Origin of the sequence: Arthrobacter sp., from assembly GCF_030540645.1 — a bacterium.
In the GTDB taxonomy this organism is placed as follows: Bacteria; Actinomycetota; Actinomycetes; order Actinomycetales; family Micrococcaceae; genus Specibacter.
In genome coordinates this window covers 1-16,439 of sequence record NZ_JAUNVV010000026.1, presented here as the reverse complement: position 1 = coordinate 16,439, position 16,439 = coordinate 1, and the positions used below count along the sequence as shown (strand labels likewise).

General features: G+C 61.5%; 17 protein-coding genes. 7 read left to right on the top strand and 10 right to left on the bottom strand.

The features are described 5' to 3' along the window. Positions 1–90: 90 nt before the first annotated feature. A complete protein-coding gene (locus Q4P21_RS07045) occupies positions 91–600 on the bottom strand; it encodes an A24 family peptidase (RefSeq protein ID WP_303388084.1) in 510 nt (169 codons plus the stop codon). A 68-nt stretch (positions 601–668) separates the two neighbouring features. On the opposite strand from Q4P21_RS07045, the gene Q4P21_RS07040 reads away from it, so the two are divergent. Both Q4P21_RS07040 and Q4P21_RS07035 read left to right on the top strand, forming a co-directional pair. Then, positions 669–1,475: a hypothetical protein gene (locus tag Q4P21_RS07040; protein ID WP_303388083.1), complete on the top strand. Its 807-nt coding sequence runs from the start codon at positions 669–671 to the stop codon at positions 1,473–1,475. Between the two features lie 154 nt (positions 1,476–1,629). Beyond that, positions 1,630–2,151, top strand: coding sequence for an EVE domain-containing protein (locus Q4P21_RS07035; RefSeq protein ID WP_303388082.1), 522 nt, complete (start codon positions 1,630–1,632; stop codon positions 2,149–2,151). 48 nt (positions 2,152–2,199) lie between these two features. Here the strand turns inward: Q4P21_RS07035 and Q4P21_RS07030 are convergent, their stop codons facing one another. From Q4P21_RS07030 to Q4P21_RS07020, 3 genes are all read right to left on the bottom strand, one after another. Next, the gene (locus tag Q4P21_RS07030) at positions 2,200–3,543 is read right to left on the bottom strand and encodes a PhoH family protein (RefSeq protein ID WP_303388081.1); all 1,344 of its coding nucleotides are present in this window, start codon (positions 3,541–3,543) and stop codon (positions 2,200–2,202) included. 152 nt (positions 3,544–3,695) lie between these two features. After that, positions 3,696–4,385 (bottom strand): YoaK family protein, encoded by a 690-nt coding sequence (locus tag Q4P21_RS07025; RefSeq protein ID WP_303388080.1) that lies wholly within the window; start codon positions 4,383–4,385, stop codon positions 3,696–3,698. Between the two features lie 12 nt (positions 4,386–4,397). Further along, entirely contained in the window at positions 4,398–5,159 is a 762-nt protein-coding gene (locus tag Q4P21_RS07020) for an isoprenyl transferase (RefSeq protein ID WP_303388101.1), read from the bottom strand. Between the two features lie 175 nt (positions 5,160–5,334). Between Q4P21_RS07020 and Q4P21_RS07015 the strand changes: the two genes are divergently transcribed. After that, positions 5,335–5,982, top strand: a complete 648-nt coding sequence (locus Q4P21_RS07015; protein WP_303388079.1) for a hemolysin III family protein — start codon at positions 5,335–5,337, stop codon at positions 5,980–5,982. A 7-nt stretch (positions 5,983–5,989) separates the two neighbouring features. Here Q4P21_RS07015 and Q4P21_RS07010 read toward each other — a convergent pair whose 3' ends face one another. Genes Q4P21_RS07010 through mca form a run of 3 tightly spaced genes read right to left on the bottom strand, consistent with a single transcriptional unit; the run spans position 5,990 to position 9,508 of the window. Then, positions 5,990–8,215, bottom strand: a complete 2,226-nt coding sequence (locus Q4P21_RS07010; RefSeq protein WP_303388078.1) for a thioredoxin domain-containing protein — start codon at positions 8,213–8,215, stop codon at positions 5,990–5,992. Positions 8,216–8,224: 9 nt separating this feature from the next. Then, entirely contained in the window at positions 8,225–8,539 is a 315-nt protein-coding gene (locus Q4P21_RS07005; protein ID WP_303388077.1) for a hypothetical protein, read from the bottom strand. A gap of 57 nt (positions 8,540–8,596) precedes the next feature. Beyond that, complete coding sequence (mca, locus tag Q4P21_RS07000; RefSeq protein ID WP_303388076.1) at positions 8,597–9,508, bottom strand: mycothiol conjugate amidase Mca; 912 nt, start codon at positions 9,506–9,508, stop codon at positions 8,597–8,599. Positions 9,509–9,712: 204 nt separating this feature from the next. On the opposite strand from mca, the gene Q4P21_RS06995 reads away from it, so the two are divergent. Continuing rightward, positions 9,713–10,084 (top strand): DUF4307 domain-containing protein, encoded by a 372-nt coding sequence (locus Q4P21_RS06995; protein WP_303388075.1) that lies wholly within the window; start codon positions 9,713–9,715, stop codon positions 10,082–10,084. 190 nt (positions 10,085–10,274) lie between these two features. Further along, entirely contained in the window at positions 10,275–10,766 is a 492-nt protein-coding gene (greA, locus tag Q4P21_RS06990) for a transcription elongation factor GreA (RefSeq protein ID WP_303388074.1), read from the top strand. An 84-nt stretch (positions 10,767–10,850) separates the two neighbouring features. Here the strand turns inward: greA and ilvA are convergent, their stop codons facing one another. The 3 genes from ilvA to Q4P21_RS06975 form a co-directional block, all read right to left on the bottom strand. Further along, positions 10,851–12,089 (bottom strand): threonine ammonia-lyase, encoded by a 1,239-nt coding sequence (ilvA, locus tag Q4P21_RS06985; RefSeq protein ID WP_303388073.1) that lies wholly within the window; start codon positions 12,087–12,089, stop codon positions 10,851–10,853. A gap of 56 nt (positions 12,090–12,145) precedes the next feature. Continuing rightward, complete coding sequence (locus Q4P21_RS06980; RefSeq protein ID WP_303388072.1) at positions 12,146–13,351, bottom strand: AI-2E family transporter; 1,206 nt, start codon at positions 13,349–13,351, stop codon at positions 12,146–12,148. A gap of 79 nt (positions 13,352–13,430) precedes the next feature. After that, entirely contained in the window at positions 13,431–14,360 is a 930-nt protein-coding gene (locus Q4P21_RS06975) for an aldose 1-epimerase family protein (protein WP_303388071.1), read from the bottom strand. Positions 14,361–14,491: 131 nt separating this feature from the next. On the opposite strand from Q4P21_RS06975, the gene Q4P21_RS06970 reads away from it, so the two are divergent. Further along, a complete protein-coding gene (locus tag Q4P21_RS06970) occupies positions 14,492–15,319 on the top strand; it encodes a DeoR/GlpR family DNA-binding transcription regulator (protein ID WP_207345221.1) in 828 nt (275 codons plus the stop codon). After that, positions 15,316–16,439 (top strand): galactose-1-phosphate uridylyltransferase (galT, locus tag Q4P21_RS06965; RefSeq protein ID WP_303388070.1); only part of this gene is annotated, 1,124 nt, incomplete at its 3' end. The genes Q4P21_RS06970 and galT, both read left to right, overlap by 4 nt.

The following is a 16,439-nucleotide window of genomic DNA, read 5'->3' as shown; positions in this document are numbered from 1 at the left end:
GGGTCGTGGCCAATTTTTTCGCGCAGCTTGATGATGAAGTCTGGTGATCCCATGACTTCAGCCTAGCGGGGCGGCATGATCTGGGTAGAGTCAGCCGGGTAGCAGGAGCATTGTGGCAAGCGCCCCAGCCAGCATTGACGGTCCAAACGGGATGGCCGATTTTGCGGTGCCTCGGCCGCTCATAATCAGGGCCAAGCCCCACAGTCCTCCGACGATGAAACCTGCGGCCGCCCCGAGGAACACGTGCTGCCAGCCCAGGAAGCCCAGGAAGAGACCCAACACTCCTGCAAGTTTCACGTCGCCAAAGCCCATCCCGGCGGGGTAGGCGAACCACAACAGCCAGTACAGGGCAGCCAATGCCGCAGCTCCACCGACCGCGCTGAGCACGTACTGCGGGTTTCCTGCGGCCAGCGCCGCCACGAGCAGCAGCACCCCGGCGATGGGATAGGCGGGCAGGAGGTAGCGGTTGGGAAGCGTGTGGGTGCGGATGTCGACGATGCTTAGCACCACAGCCAGCCAGAGCAGGTACAGGCAGGCGATCAATACACACAGGACAGCAAACAAGCTGCTTTCCCACATGTCCATCAGCCGTGTGACCATAGCGCGATGCTACGCCATGGCGACACCGTTCGGGCCCCTTGTTGCGCCCTCGGGGCTAAGCTGTGGATATGAATGCCTCCGTTTACTCTGCCGATATTTTTCGGCACCTTTGCCGCTCCTCCCCGTGGCGCTGGCAGACTGTGCGCTTTGAGCTGCACCGCAAGTTTCCCAACACGGCCGACGGCGCCGCCGGCACCAGTTGGATGCCGGGAGGTGCCGGCTCTGGCGGTGTTGCCCCGGTGCTGGAGATGAACTGTTGGGTTCGCCGTCCCGGTGCCCTGCGTGTTGAGACTTTGGATGGGAAGTTGCTGGCAAGTACCACCAAGATCAACGAGTCACGGGATTCGTTGTTCATCAGTGGAAACCGCAAGCCGTGGCTGTTGCAGCCATCGCTGGTGAACCCCGTCAAGGACGGCAACGGCTTTGTGGTGCGGCGCCCTGAGGCGCGGTACGGTGAACCGGCGTATGGCACGGGACGGGCCGCTGCCGCGCTGGACCCCGTGGAATTGGCGGGGGACAAGCCCGTCCCGTTGGAGGCACCGTTCGCCAATGTGGCGGAGATCGACGACATTGCCGTGCTCTCCCACCACGGACGCGACGCCGTTGAGGCAGTGCTGACACCCAACTCAAGCTACCGGCCACTCTTTGCCGATGCGCCCTTGCTGTTCCCAGGCCGCACTGCCGTCCGCATCGACGTGGAAACAGGAATTTGCGTGGCGTCACAGTCCCTTGACGGCCCCACAGCCGGCGCCGGTCACTGGATCCTGCTGCACGGCGTCGACGAATACATGCTCGATGACCTCTTTGAGGAAGTCAGCATGGGCCTGACGGATGTGCGTGCCCACATCCCCTGGGACCTGGGTCCGGACTCCTAGCCAGCCCCTGCGCACTGGCAGAATGAAAAGATGCGAAACGATCCCAACCCTGTTGGCACTGAGGCCGAGTTGATGCTCGCCGGACTGCTCCATCATCTGGCTCTGGTCGAGGAAGACTGGGTGGAGTTCGGCACGCCACACTGGTCACGCCGACTTGCTGCACGAGGCAATCGACGGCCAAGTTGGCGAGCAGCCGCCGCCTGCGAACAAGCAGGCCTGGGATCCCATTGACGCCCCCGCGTCCAGCAACAGTGAGAGCAGGCAGGACATGAACGGTTGGCTCGGCGTCGTCGCAGCCGACCATGTTCGCCGCGGGGTTGAACTCGGCATTGCGCAAATCGGCCACGGCAAACGCGCCCCGCTCGCCCGCATGCGGGCCGGTGACACCCTCATCTACTACTCGCCGGTCGAGCAGATGGGGGACGCTGCCCCGCTGCGTGAGTTCACTGCCTTCGGGGTGATCGCCGACGACGACATCTGGCAGGCGGACGAGGGCACGTTCAAGCCATTCCGGCGCCGTGTCAACTACCTTCCTTTACGGCCAGTGCCGCTTGCTGCGCTGCGTGACAGGCTCCACCTGACAGCCGGGCCGAACTGGGGTTACCAGCTCAGGCTCGGTCTGGTGCCGCTCGACGGGCACGACGTGGAAATCATTCGTCAAAGCATGCAGCCATGAGGCGGAAGCACCCGAACTGCGTCCACGCACTCTTAGCTCCCTAGCTCCCTAGATTTCAGCACGCTCCAGCATTTCCGTCACCAGCGCGGCAATCGGTGAACGTTCCGAACGCGTCAAGGTGACATGGCCGAACAGTGGATGACCCTTGAGCGTTTCAACCACCGCCACGATTCCGTCATGGCGGCCGACGCGGAGGTTGTCACGCTGAGCGACGTCGTGCGTCAACACGATCTTGGAGCGCTGGCCAATCCGGCTCATGACCGTCAGCAGCACATTCTTCTCCAGGGACTGCGCCTCATCCACAATGACGAAGGAGTCATGCAGCGAACGCCCCCTGATGTGGGTCAGCGGCAGCACCTCCAACATGCCACGGTCCATGACCTCATCCATGACATTTTGTGAAACAACCGAGCCAAGGGTGTCAAAGACGGCCTGCGCCCACGGGTTCATCTTCTCCCCCTCGGAACCAGGCAGGTAGCCCAACTCTTGGCCGCCCACCGCAAACAACGGGCGGAACACCACCACCTTGCGGTGTTCATTGCGTTCCAGCACTGCCTCGAGTCCGGCGCAAAGGGCCAAGGCACTCTTGCCGGTGCCGGCACGCCCGCCCAGCGAGACGATGCCCACTTCGGGGTCCAGCAGTAAATCCAAGGCCAGGCGCTGCTCGGCGGAGCGGCCGTGCAGGCCAAAGACTTCCCGGTCACCACGAACCAGCCGGACCTGCTGATCAGCACCCACCCGGCCCAATGCGGAGCCGCGGTTGCTCGTGATGATCAGCGAGGTGTTCACCGGCAGCACGGCAGCATCCGGGATAGGCACCGGTTCGTGGTTGTACAACGCCACAATCTCCGCCTCCGTCGCCGCAATTTCACTCACGCCGGTCCAGCCCGAATCGGGGACCAGTTCGTTGCGGTACTCCTCAGCAGCCAAACCCAGCGCCGACGCTTTCACACGCAGCGGCACGTCCTTCGTCACGACGGTGACATTGTGCCCTTCATTGGCCAGATTCCGTGCAACGGCCAGGATGCGGGAGTCATTGTCCGTCCCGCGCATGCCCGCTGGAAGCACCTCCAGCGAAACGTGGCTGAGCTCCACAGACAAGCTCCCGCCGTCGTCCCCGAGGGGAACAGGTTTGCCCAGCCCGCCGTGCTGGATGCGCAGGTCATCGAGGAGCCGCAGGGCGGTACGGGCAAAGTAGCCCAACTCGGGATCGTTGCGCTTCCCTTCGAGTTCGGAAATCACCACGATCGGCAGGATCACCAGATGTTCGGCAAAACGCATGATCGCCCGAGGATCGGCCAAGAGGACGGAAGTGTCAAGCACGTACGTGCGTAATTTGGATCCTGTGCGCGGGCTGTTTTCCTGCTGCCCGCGGTTGCCAACCTGTGTCATGTCGACTCCAGCCTTCCGGAGCAGTGACGCGTCCGGATTCCTCATCGGTGCGGCGGGCGGAGTTGCCCTCCGTACTGCCAAACTACGCGGCAATCGGTCCGAGCGGCAACGCCACGCCATGCCGCACCGACGAACGTTGGGCAACGGTTGGGTTAACGCGAAGTGTCTTCCAGTGCCACCCTGATGGCCGCGCGCCGGGCGGGCCGGGTGCGGAGCCAACTGTTGAAAAATACGGACAACACCAGCACGCCCACGGCAATCCACAGCGCGTTCAAATCAAACGCAAAGTAGGAGAACCCGCCAATAATTGAACCACTCGTCAAAGCAATCCACAGCGCAAGGTAGCGCACCCACAGCGTCTTTTGGCCGCCGGTCAACGCGTTGGCAATGTGCTGACCCATCTTCACCAGCGTGCCGGTCATGTACGTCAAACCGATACTGACCTCGCCGTCGCGCTCAAAAATGACGTTCTCAGCGCCCATCGCCAGGGCCATGATGGCCGGCGCCAGCCAGCCCCCAATCCCCAAATCAAAAAGTACGACGGCTGACGTCAGCGCCGCCGTCACGTACAGCAACACGGCCATCCGCTTGCGTGAGCGGACGAACCTGCGCAGGATGGCTGCGCTCACAACTCCCGTCAGGAACGCTGCGACGAGACCGAAGGCTATGGCAAAACCGGTCCAGTTGCCCTCGGCCAGAGCCGTTCCGCCGCGTGTGGAGTTACCGCTCATAAAGGAGACGAAGTATCCGCCCAGGTGGATGAAGCCCACGGCGTCCACAAATCCGGCCGCACTGGCGAGGACAACCGCGAGGATCATTTCTGAGCGGTGGTGACTTTGCACGTGGTCCTTGGCCTAACTGCCGAAACGGCGGCTTCGCCCGGCGTAGTCGCGCAAGGCACGCAGGAAGTCGATCTTCCTAAAGGCCGGCCACAGCGCTTCACAAAAATAGAATTCGCTGTAGGCGCTTTGCCACATCAGGAAGCCGGACAGGCGCTGCTCCCCTGATGTGCGGATGACAAGGTCCGGGTCCGGCTGCCCGCGCGTGTACAGGAACTTGGAAATGTCATCGACGCTCAGGGTGCTGGCAACCTCGGCCATGGTGCGCCCGTCGGCGTCTGCTGCCTGCAGCAGTTCGCGAACGGCGTCCACAATCTCACGCCGACCCCCGTAACCAATGGCCATGTTGACGTGGATGCGTTCAGTGGCCGGCACACGAGCCGTCAGGGAGGAAAGCCGTGCGGCCAAGTAATCCGGCAAGATCTCGGGGGCACCCATGGCGTGGACACTGATGTTGACGTCGGCGTCGAGTACGTCAAAAGTGTTCGCAATGATGTTCATCAGTTCATCAAGCTCTTCGGGTGAGCGGCTCAGGTTGTCGGTGGAGAGCATGTACAGTGTGACGACCTTGACGCCCAAGTCCTGGCACCAGCCAAGGAATTCGAGGATTTTGTCAGCACCAGCCTGATGGCCCTGCATGGTGGCCGCGTTGAACTGTTTCGCCCAGCGCCGGTTGCCGTCAACCATGACGCCTATGTGCGCCGGCACGCTGCCCGGCTCAATTTCCTTCGCCAAACGCCGTTCGTAGTAGTTGTACAACACCTTGGGCATGCGCAAAGAATCGGTAGACAGTCGCATGAGAGTACACCGAACCTTTGCCAATAGCGGCCCTGCGGCCTTCGAATCTTGCTAGGACTAGATTACCTGCCCGGGGCAGGATTCGCGGCCAAGGCAGACTGTGCAGCTTGTTACCGGGCCGCAGCCGGTCTACACGGCGAGATATGATTTATCCATGAGCGCCCTCCTCGCAATAGAGAAAAAACCATCGTGGCGCGGCTGGCTCCATGCTGGGATGACACCCGTTGTCTTGATCGCCGGCATCATTGTGGTTGTACTGGCTCCGGGCGTGTTGGCCAAAGTCACCTGCGCCATTTACGCAGCCACAGGCGTGCTCTTATTTGGCACTAGTGCACTATATCATCGAGGAAATTGGTCACCCAAGGCCAAGGCCCTGCTCAGGCGCATCGACCACAGCAACATCATGATCGTCATCGCTGGTTCGTACACGCCGCTGTCCGCTTTGATGCTGCCGCGCTCCACGGCGACGTTGCTGCTGTGGATGATCTGGATTGGTGCCGTGGCCGGTGTACTGTTTCGCGTCGTATGGGCCGGGGCCCCGCGGTGGCTGTACGTTCCCATCTACGTGCTGCTGGGCACTACGGCATTGTTCTTCCTGCCTGAATTTTGGGAGGCGGGAGTGGTCCCCACAGTGCTCATTTGTGCTGGTGGGGCCATGTATATCGCTGGAGCAGTTGTCTACGGGATCAAGAAGCCCAACTTCAGCCTCCGGCATTTTGGCTTCCACGAGCTGTTCCACGCACTGACCGTGGCAGGTTTCGCCACACACTTCATCGCCGTGGTCCTGGTCGTTTTCCCGTAGCACTCAGCTACAGCAGCTTCGCGAGGTCCGCAACGGTTGAAACCGGCCTGGCACACACCATGTCCTGGCATACATGCGCCAGTGTTGGCAGTTCTCCACCCGCGAGTTCACTCGACGACGACGCCAGGCCCCGCCCTTCCAGTAACGGGACGGGGGGCCTCCCCATGCCGTCCCACACGGCTATCACCATGCCGGGGGAACCCGAATGCCACGCCTGGCACACCATGGAATCCCGTACGGCACCAGCTGGCCCCACGACGGCTACCTCAAGAGGCCCGGCTGCGAATGCCAACGCCGCACTCAGCAGACCGCCCACTGACCGTGGCGCCCGCTGCGCGAGCTCCGGCACGGTCGCGAGCATGTTCTCGACAATCTGCCGGTGCCGGTTTGAGCCCGTGTATGCCGACCAGGAAATGAACGCCCCGGCCAGCAACGCCACGCCGCTGATGCTTGCGTTGTCAAAGGGGTCGGCAAAACGTGAGCCCTGCAACGGCCCGTGCACACCACCGGCGCTGTGGTTGAACACGACCCCGTCGGCAATGAAATCTCTTTCCAGCGACTCCACCAGTTCCCCGGCAAACTCAAACCAGCGGCGTTCCCCGGTGGCTGCGTATAGCGTCAAGTACGCGTTTGCGCAGGCGCCGTAGTCCTCCAGCAGGCCCTTGATCCCACGCGAGCGCCCGTCATGGGACACCCGGGACAGTTCCCCGTCCCAGTGCACCTCACGCAGGTATTCGCCAAGTTCGACGGCGGCCGCCACGTAAGCGGGCACCTCAAGCACCATGCCTGCTTCAGCCAGGGCGCCCATCAGCATGGCATTCCAGCAAGCCACCACCTTGTCATCGCGCGCCGGCATGGTCCGCAGCGCCCTGGCTTGCAGCAGCGCTGGTTTAATCCTTGCCCATTGGATGTGTTCCGTGGCAGAAAGCGCGCGGCCTGGGTTCAACGGACCGCCCCGGCCGGCAGCGCCGGGGATCCCCATGGCCGCTGTCACCCCGGCCGCCAATTCCCCGGCCTGCTGGCCGTCGCCCGCTGCACCTTCACCCACTGCAGCTTCGGCTGCCACAGTCTGTTGGGCTGCGGCCTGAATCTCGGCTTCACTCCACTGGTAGCTGGCCCCCTCGTGGTGGACTCCGTCAATCACAGTGTCCGCATCCAATGACGACGCGAACGCACCACCGGGCAGACGCAGCTCCGTCATGAGCCAGCCGATCAGTGCCGACGTCGCGTCCTTGGCATCAGCAACACTGAGCTGCTCCACACCCCCAGACACCGGCGCCTTGTCCTCTGGCGAATTTTCACCAGGTACCTCCGGGCGGCCTTCGGCAAGCCGTATCCAGTGCACCAACGCCTGCAGCAGGCCAGCGTTGTCGTAGAGCATTTTTTCGTAGTGCGGTTCAGACCAGTCGACGGTGACGCTGTACCGGGCAAATCCGCCGCCCAGTTGGTCAAAGAGCGCCGAATGCACCATGGCGCCCAGCGTCCGTCCAGCCAGTGCGAACGCTTGATCGCTGGTGTCCCCAGCCCCGCTGGCAGCCTGTCGCAGCAAGAATTCCAACCCGGGTGTCGGCGGGAATTTTGGGGCTTGGCCAAATCCACCGTGGATGCGGTCCTCGGCAGCGGACATGGCAGCCACAGCCGCGGCTGCCGCAGTTTTCCAGTCCGGCCCCTGCCCCGCGTCCGGTTCACCTGTGCCAAGCTCGACGGCGGACTGCGCCTCAGTGCGCACCTGCCACATGGGCTGGGCCAACGCTTCGGCGAGGGAAGCTGCGGTCCTCTCCACCTCGTCGCGGCGCTGCGTCCAAGCCTCATGGACTGCTTTCAACACTTGCAGAAAGGACGGTCGCCCGGAGCCGGGCGTTGGAGGGAAGTACGTGCCAGCGTAAAAAGCCTTGCCGTCCGGGGTCAGAAAAACGCTCATGGGCCAGCCGCCCTGGCCGCTGAGGGCCTGGGTCGCAGCCATGTAGGCGTCGTCCACATCAGGGCGTTCCTCACGGTCCACCTTGATGGCGACAAAGCGTTCGTTCAAGTACGCGGCAACCGCTGGATCCTCGAAGGACTCCCCCGCCATGACATGGCACCAATGGCATGCCGCGTACCCCACGGAGAGAAAAATGGGGACATCACGTGCCACGGACTCGGCAAAGGCTGCGTCATCGAATGGCTGCCAGTCGAGCGGGTTTTGGGCGTGCTGGCGAAGGTAGGCACTTGGTTCACCAGCCAGCCGGTTCATGACGAAAGTCTACTTCTGTTCCGGCACGGAAGCCGGGCCGTCCACGGGTTTCCCAGGGTCGCTCGTAATGATGGGGATCCCCATGTACTCGGCATCAGGGTCATGCATTTCACCAATGCGCTGCTCCTCAACCAGAGCGCGGTAGCGCACGCGGCGAATGCGCCTGGCCATGTCGCGAATCAGGAAGAACATGATCACCACAATGCCGAAGGTCACCACGAAGCCCAAAAACCCCGGGGTGATTTGATCTTCAGTCAGTCCCGGCCGCAAACCGGGCTGGGTGGGGATGGCAGGGTCGGTGGCAAGCAAAATCAGTGTGTGCACAATTCGTCTTTCGTTTCATCCCCGGCAGGCAAGGTGTCAGCGGGAAACGTCCACTGTCTATCGTAGGCCAGCGAACAGGTCATGCTCGGGCGTAGCGGCCGGAACGCGAGATTCAATGAGAGCATAATCTTCCCATGGCCACACCCTTCGCTGCATTTGCGGGCTGACAGCGAAGAAAAACCCGTCGGGGTCCACCTGGGTGGCGTGCGCCCGCAAAGCGGCATCACGGGTTTCAAAGTAATCACCACAGTCAATCTGGGTGGTGGCCGCGTATTTGCTTGCGGGCGGAGTGTGCCCTTCAGTGTCCGCCTCCTGCCAGGCGGCGAGGCGTTGGGCATAAGGCGACGCGAGACCGGCTTCCTCCAACGCGTAATGCAGGGCCCGGAAGCGGTGCGGGTTGAACGCCAAGTCGTAGTACAACTTCAGCGGCTCCCAAGCGGGACCGGTGCCGGGATATAGATCAGGGTTCCCGGCAGCATTGAACGCCTCAACCGCAATTTTGTGCGCCATGATGTGGTCGGGGTGCGGGTAGCCACCGTTCTCGTCATAGGCGACGATCACGTGCGGCCTGAAGCGGCGTACAAGGCGCACCAGCGGTGCGGCTGCAGTTTCAAGTGGGGTCAGCGCAAAACAGTTGACTGGCAGTTCCGGCAGCGGACTGCCCTCAGGCAGTCCTGAGTCGGTGAACCCCAACCATTGGTGGCGGATGCCGAGAATCTTGGCCGCCCTGGCCATTTCCAGCCTGCGCGCACCTGCCATGTCCCTGGCCGAATGGGCGTCACCCACCAGGCCGGGGTTTTGAATATCCCCACGCTCACCACCGGTGCACGTTACCACCATGACCTCGGCCCCCGACGCAACATAGGAGGCCATCATGGCCGCACCCTTGCTGGCTTCATCATCGGGATGTGCATGAACAGCCAAAAGCCGCAACGGCTCGGTTGCCGGGATCTCGTTGTTGTTGTTCACGGACGCTACCTTCGATTCATGGGAAACACGGGCAAAAAAACTTCCTACCAAATGAACGCTAAACTTGCCTTGTACCAACGCCCGCTTCAATGGGCGGCCAGACCGCGGCCAGCCGCGGAACAGACACAAGTGGATGCAGTGACAACTTCTGATTCTCCAGCACCTACCAGCCTAACCAATCGATACGGAACACCCAAGCGGGGAGTGTCCAAAAAGACCCGAAAAATTCTGCTGATCGTGGCAGCAGTGCTGTCAGTGACATGGGTGCTGTGGGTGGTTGTTGGCGGAAACACGGGTGTTTCGAACAAACTCCTGAGCTACAACGTGGTTGACAGCACCATGACCACAGTGGACTTGGCGGTGACCAAGGCCCCAGCTGCCACAGCCAAGTGTGCCATCAAGGCCATGAACTCCTCCTACGCCGTGGTCGGCTGGAATGTCATCACGATTGGGCCCAACGGCAAGGACGTGGGTTCTGAAAATGGCCGCACCACCATCGTCCGCGGGGAACTGCGAACTGATTCATTGGCTGTGACCGGCGTCGTTGAAAACTGCTGGATAGTCACCCCCACGTAACACTGCCCGCGTCGATTCTTGGGTTTATCCGTCTTATTGACTAAACTGTTCCCTATTACCATCTGCCCCGCTTAGTCAGTCTTTGAATTATCAGTGCGTGGATTGTGCGCCCATAAAGGTGCACCGGCCTGAGCCTTCAGTGGATTAGCTGCAGCGGGGCCTTTGCATTTGTACATTCGAGGAGAACTACGTGCCTACCACTAACAGTGCGCCTTCTGCATGGCTGACGCAAGAAGCGTTTGACCGGCTGCAGCTTGAACTGACCCAGCTTTCAGGCCCCGGCCGAGCAGAAATTGTCAGCAAGATCGAGCAGGCCCGCCAAGAAGGCGACTTGAAGGAAAACGGCGGCTACCACGCAGCCAAGGACGAGCAGGGCAAGATCGAAGCCCGCATCCGTCAGCTCAGTGAAATGCTGCGCAACGCCCGTGTCGGGGAAGCACCCGCCGACGACGGCATTGTGGAGCAGGGCATGGTGGTCGTTGCCAACATCGCTGGCGATGAAACCACTTTCTTGCTGGGCAGCCGCGAAGTTGGAGCAGGCGAGCTGGAAGTGTTCAGCGAACGCTCTGCCCTCGGCGCAGCCATCATGGGCAAACAGATCGGCGACAAGCTGGACTATGTGGCCCCCAATGGCCGCACCATCGATGTTGAGATCATCTCCGCCAAGCCGTACGAGAACTAATATACGGACTTCGCACAAGTATAAAAGGGCCACCCGGGAATCCGGGTGGCCCTTTCTCGTTGGCGCTAATGCAAGCGTAAAACCCTAGTGCACCACAATCGGCTGGAAGCCTTCGGCACGCAATGCAGTCAGTACCAGCTCACAGTGTTCATGGCCCTTGGTTTCAAGATTGACGGTGATGGAGACATCCCCCATGGAGATGGAACCACCCACCCTTGTATGATCCACACCGGTCACGTTGGCGTCATTCTCAGCAATGATGCGTGAGATCGTCGCCAGCGAGCCTGGACGGTCATTGAGCATCATGCGCACCGTCAGGAACCGCCCGGCAGCGGCCAGTCCACGCTGGATGACCTTGAGCATGAGCATTGGGTCAATGTTGCCGCCGGAGAGGACGACGACGGTGGTTCCCGGGTTCTCGATCTTGCCTTCCATGAGTGCGGCAACACCCACGGCACCGGCAGGCTCCACCACCATCTTTGAGCGCTCCAGCAAGAAGATCAAGGCCCGGGCCAGCGCGTCTTCGCTGACTGTAACTACCTCGTCAACCAACTCACGAATGATCGAGAAAGGCAGTTGCCCCGGGCGTCCCACGGCAATCCCGTCAGCCATGGTGGACACCTTCGTCAACGGCACCAAAGCATCGGCGGCCAGTGACGGAGGGTAGGCTGCAGCATTTTCGGCCTGCACACCAATCACCCGGATCTCGCGCCCCAATTCCTTGGCGCGAGCCTTCACGGCCACCGAAACCCCGGCCAAAAGTCCGCCACCACCAACACCCATGATGATCGTGTCCACGTTGGGCACCTGGTCCAGGATTTCCAAGCCGATGGTTCCCTGTCCGGAAACCACATCGACGTTGTTGAACGGATGGACAAACACACAGCCTGTCTCGTTGGCGTAGCGCTCTGCCTCGGCCAAGGACTCGTCCACGTTGTAACCATGCAAAATTACCTCTGCCCCGTGGCCCCGGGTTGCCGCCAATTTGGGCAGTGCCACACCAACGGGCATGTAAATGCGAGCCTTGATACCCAGCGCCTTGGCGGCAACGGCCACCCCCTGCGCATGGTTCCCGGCTGATGCCGCCACCACGCCGCGGGCACGTTCCTCCGGCGACAGGCGGGCCATGCGTACATACGCGCCGCGCACCTTGAACGAGCCGGCACGCTGCAGGTTCTCGCACTTGAAATAGACGTCGGAACCGGTCATCCGCCCCAAAGCACGTGAACTCTCAATTGGCGTGACTGCAATAATCTCCGTCAGCAACTCCCGAGCATGTTCTACATCTGCAAGGGTGACGGGGAGATCGCTATTTGCGTTCACGGTACTTACTCTTTCTCTACGGAACTTCAAGGACTGAAATGTAAAGCGGGGCGTGCCTAGGGCACTTGTGGTGCCCCTTCGACGTCGGACTCGGCATCGAGGCTGGTGCCGCCGTTGGTGCCGCTGTCGGGAACAGGTTGCGGCAGCCCGTAAATGTCCGGCAGGGCCGGGTCGTTGCGCCATTGTCGCCCGGCAATGTAACGCACAGCGGAATTCGCCACAGCCAGGAATGGAACGGCAAACAAGGCGCCCAGGATGCCGGCCACACTGGACCCTGCGGCCACGGCCAGAATCACGGCCACGGGGTGCAGTGATACTGCACGTCCCATGATGAACGGCTGCAGCAAATGGCTTTCCAGCTGCTGCACTGCCAAGACGATGGCCAGCATGATCAGCGCATTGACCCACCCGTTGGCCACCAGGGCGAGCAGCACGGCCACAGCCCCTGTGACCAGCGCTCCCACCACGGGGATGAAGGAGCCAACGAACACCAACACACCCAGCGGCAGGGCCAGGGGCACCTGGATGATGGCGGCACCTGCGCCGATGCCCACGGCATCCACGGCGGCCACCAAGACCTGGATGCGCACGTAGTTACCCAGCGACACCCAGCTGCGGCGCCCGGCACCGTCAATAGCGGGCCGGGCACGGCGGGGGAAGAACCGTACCAGGAACTCCCAGATCTTTTCGCCTTCCAGCAAGAAGAAGATCAGGATGAACAAGGTCAGCAGGAGGCCGGCGGAAAAATGGCCAAAGCTGCTGCCCACCCCCAAGGCCTTGGACAGGATCACGTCAGTGTTGCCCTGCACGGCATCGAGTGCCTCGTTGAGGTACACACTGATCTGGTCGTTGCTCAAACCCAGTGGTCCGGATTGCAGCCAGTCCTGGATCTTGATCAACCCGGTGATGGCTTGCTGGCTCAGCTCAGCGAACCCGGCAACCAATTGGCGGCCCACAAGAAACAAACCACCGACGACGGCCACAATGAGCCCAACCTCGGCAATGGCCACGCTGAGTCCGCGAGGCAGGCCAGCCTTCGAGAACAACTTCACAAACGGCAGTAGCAACGCAGCCAGCAGGGCCGCCACCATGACCGGGATGATCAGGATGCTGATTTGGCCCAAGATCCATACGAGCATGGCGCCCACGACAAGGATCAAGCCAACCCGCCAGGCCCAGGCACCGGCCACATGGATTCCAAATGGCACCACGGATGAGTCGTACTTTGCGGAGCTCTTTGGCTCCTGCTGTATTGGCGTCATACAGCAATAATTCCCTATAGAGCAAAAATTCGTAAACCGTCGACCCTATTCAGTGTGGCGCCAGCGCTGGTGCCTGCACTCATACACTCGATTCGATGCCCCAATTCATGGTGTAGGACTCTCCCGCGGCCAACCAACGCAACCCATCTCCGGAGTTGAACGCATTCGCCGGTCCGCTCATCGGTTCCATGGCAACCGCCAAAGGACGGCCGGGGAACTCGTTGGTGACGAACACGTGGACGTAGCTCACGCTCCCGTCGTGCCACAAACTCACGCTGCGCCCGTCCGGGGCGGTCAGCGTGTGCCGAGCTACGCCGTCGTGCGTGCACAAGTTGGTGAATGCGGTGTCCATGATGGATTCAGCCACGGGTTTGCCCTGGCGGAGGTCGTACCGCCCTGACACCGCGACGGCGCCCGTGGGAATCATGCGGTCATCGGCACTCAGGTAGGTGTCGGCATGGACCTGTATCCGCAACTGCTCGGCGGCGACGTCTCCCACCGTGAAATACGGGTGCGCACCCAGCACGAACGGTGCCGGATGGGAAGAGTCATTGACAAGAGTCTGCGCGACGCGCAAATGCCCTGCTTCGTCGATCTCGTAACGGACCTGGTGGCGGGCCAGGAACGGATAACCATGCTGAGGGTGGATCACGGCTTCAAGGAGCACATGCGTCTCGGAGCTCTCCAACGCGGAGTAGCCGGTATTCCGCAACAATCCGTGGATGGCGTTGTGGCGCGCAACCTCGGTGATGTCCAGCTGCTGGTCTGCCCCGTCCAAGGTCCACAGTCCACCGTCCACACGGTTGGCGAAGGGCGCCAGGGTGATTCCGGCAGCACCGGGTGCTATGACATCCAGCGGATACGTCTCCACCAACGCCGTCCCTGCCTTGTCATAGTGCCGGAGCCCGGCGGCAAGGGACGTAACAATGGCGGTGGCATCCCCGCGTCGCAAAGTGAACTGCGCGCCGGTGGCGGCCCGGGATCCTGCCGTGTCTGTGGGATTAGTCATAGGCACTAGGCTACCTTCAAAGTGAGTCGCAATCGCAGTGGTTTCTCGTCAACTGCTGCGAAAATTCAGTTCGTAATGTAAACTTTTGTTTGAAACTGTTTACTTGACACGTCGAGATTAGGGGACCTCTCATGCTGGCACCAGAGCGTCAAGCACGCATCCTCAAGGAGCTCCAACTCCATGAAGCAGTACGCGTGGCAGATGTTGCCACGACCCTCAATGTCAGTGAGATGACCATTCGCCGGGACATTGAAGCCCTGGATCAGAGCGGGTTGGCTCGGAAGATCCATGGTGGGGCCATGCGGCTGGCCCGGCTCAGCGCCTTGGAACCCGGCTTCCTGCTCAATGTGGACAAGGAAACTGCGGGAAAGGGCGCCATCGCGCAGCAGGCCCTGGCGCTTGTCCATCCCGGGATGACGCTTGCGCTGACGGGCGGGACCACCACCTATCAGCTTGCCATCGCACTGGCTGGCGAACTTGATCGTCTGCAAGGGCTGACGGTTGTCACCAACTCGCTTAAAGTGTCCGAATTGCTGTACCGCCAACAAGGTAACTCCGATTTGAAGGTCATTGTCACGGGTGGGGAGCGCACACCCTCAGAGGCCCTTGTGGGCCCGGTGGCACGCATGGCGTTGACCCACCTGAACACCGATATCTGCTTCATGGGCGTCCACGGCTTGGATGCACAGCGCGGGCTGACAAGCCCCAACTGGCTGGAGGCCGAGACCAACGCCGCCTTCATTGAAGCCACGTCGCGCCTGGTGATCCTGGCGGACAGCACCAAGTTCCATGTCCGCTCCCTGGCAGCCATCGCAGCATTGTCCGCGGTGGACACCATCATTACCGACGACGCCACCAGCACCACCACCACCGAATTGTTCGCTTCCCGCGTGCCCCACTTCATCAAGGCCCCGGCGCCCATGGATGCCATGAGCCCATCAAACAGAAAGTCATCATGACCATCGCCACCACCACTTCCCTGGCCGATGGCCGCGAGCTTATTTACTTTGATGACGGGAACACGGGCCACGCCCACACGGCCCGTGACACCCGCCCGCTTGACCCCCGTTCGGAAGCGAACACCGGGGAATTGCGCTTTGACGCATTGACCGGTGACTGGGTTGCTGTTGCCGCGCACCGCCAGTCGCGCACATACCTGCCCCCGGCCGATCAGTGCCCGCTGTGTCCCACCACGGGCGCCAATCTCTCTGAAATTCCCGACTCCGGCTACGACGTGGCCGTGTTTGAAAACCGTTTCCCGTCGCTGGGCCCGGCAGTGGGACTGGTTCCGGAAATCCCTGAGTGGGGAACGATGGGCCGTGCCTTTGGCCGTTGTGAAGTGGTTGCGTTCACGCCCGAGCACACCGGTTCCTTTGGTGGGCTTTCCACGGAGCGTGCTCGCACCGTCATTGATGCCTGGGCGCACCGCACGGAGGCGCTCAGCGCACTGCCGGGCATCAAGCAGGTGTTCCCGTTTGAGAACCGCGGCCAGGACATTGGCGTCACTTTGCACCACCCGCACGGCCAGATTTATGCCTACTCCTATGTACCCCCGCGCAGCCAGGTCATGGCCAATGCTGCACGTGCATTCTTTGACAAGCACGACGGCGGTGCCACCTTGCTCGGTGACATCGTCGCCAAGGAGTCCGAGTCCGGTGAGCGCATGATCGCCCAGGGCAAGCACTTCAGCGCATATGTTCCCTTTGCTGCTCATATGCCCATTGAAGTACATCTCACCCCACACCGTCACGTGCCCGACTTTGCTGCACTCAACGATGAAGAACGTGATGAGTTGGCGGCCATGTACCTGGATGTCCTGCGCACCCTGGACAACCTCTACGACTCGCCCACACCGTACATTGCCGCTTGGCACCAGGCTCCGCTGGATGCTGTGTTGCGTCCTGCGGGCCGCTTCCACCTTGAGCTGACATCTCCGCGGCGTGCGGCAGATAAGTTGAAGTTCCTCGCTGGCTCCGAAGCTGCCATGGGTGCGTTTATCAATGACACCACCCCCGAGCAGGTGGCGGCCAAGCTGCGTGAAACCTCCAACGCGCTTAAGTCCAACGGACTTAAGGTGGC

Excerpts from the sequence above, each read along its gene's own strand:
- Q4P21_RS07045 (WP_303388084.1), bottom strand. The coding sequence starts at position 600 with ATGGTCACACGGCTGATGGACATGTGGGAAAGCAGCTTGTTTGCTGTC.
- Q4P21_RS07040 (WP_303388083.1), top strand. The coding sequence starts at position 669 with ATGAATGCCTCCGTTTACTCTGCCGATATTTTTCGGCACCTTTGCCGC.
- Q4P21_RS07030 (WP_303388081.1), bottom strand. The coding sequence starts at position 3,543 with ATGACACAGGTTGGCAACCGCGGGCAGCAGGAAAACAGCCCGCGCACA.
- Q4P21_RS07015 (WP_303388079.1), top strand. The coding sequence starts at position 5,335 with ATGAGCGCCCTCCTCGCAATAGAGAAAAAACCATCGTGGCGCGGCTGG.
- Q4P21_RS07010 (WP_303388078.1), bottom strand. The coding sequence starts at position 8,215 with ATGAACCGGCTGGCTGGTGAACCAAGTGCCTACCTTCGCCAGCACGCC.
- Q4P21_RS06980 (WP_303388072.1), bottom strand. The coding sequence starts at position 13,351 with ATGACGCCAATACAGCAGGAGCCAAAGAGCTCCGCAAAGTACGACTCA.
- Q4P21_RS06975 (WP_303388071.1), bottom strand. The coding sequence starts at position 14,360 with ATGACTAATCCCACAGACACGGCAGGATCCCGGGCCGCCACCGGCGCG.
- Q4P21_RS06970 (WP_207345221.1), top strand. The coding sequence starts at position 14,492 with ATGCTGGCACCAGAGCGTCAAGCACGCATCCTCAAGGAGCTCCAACTC.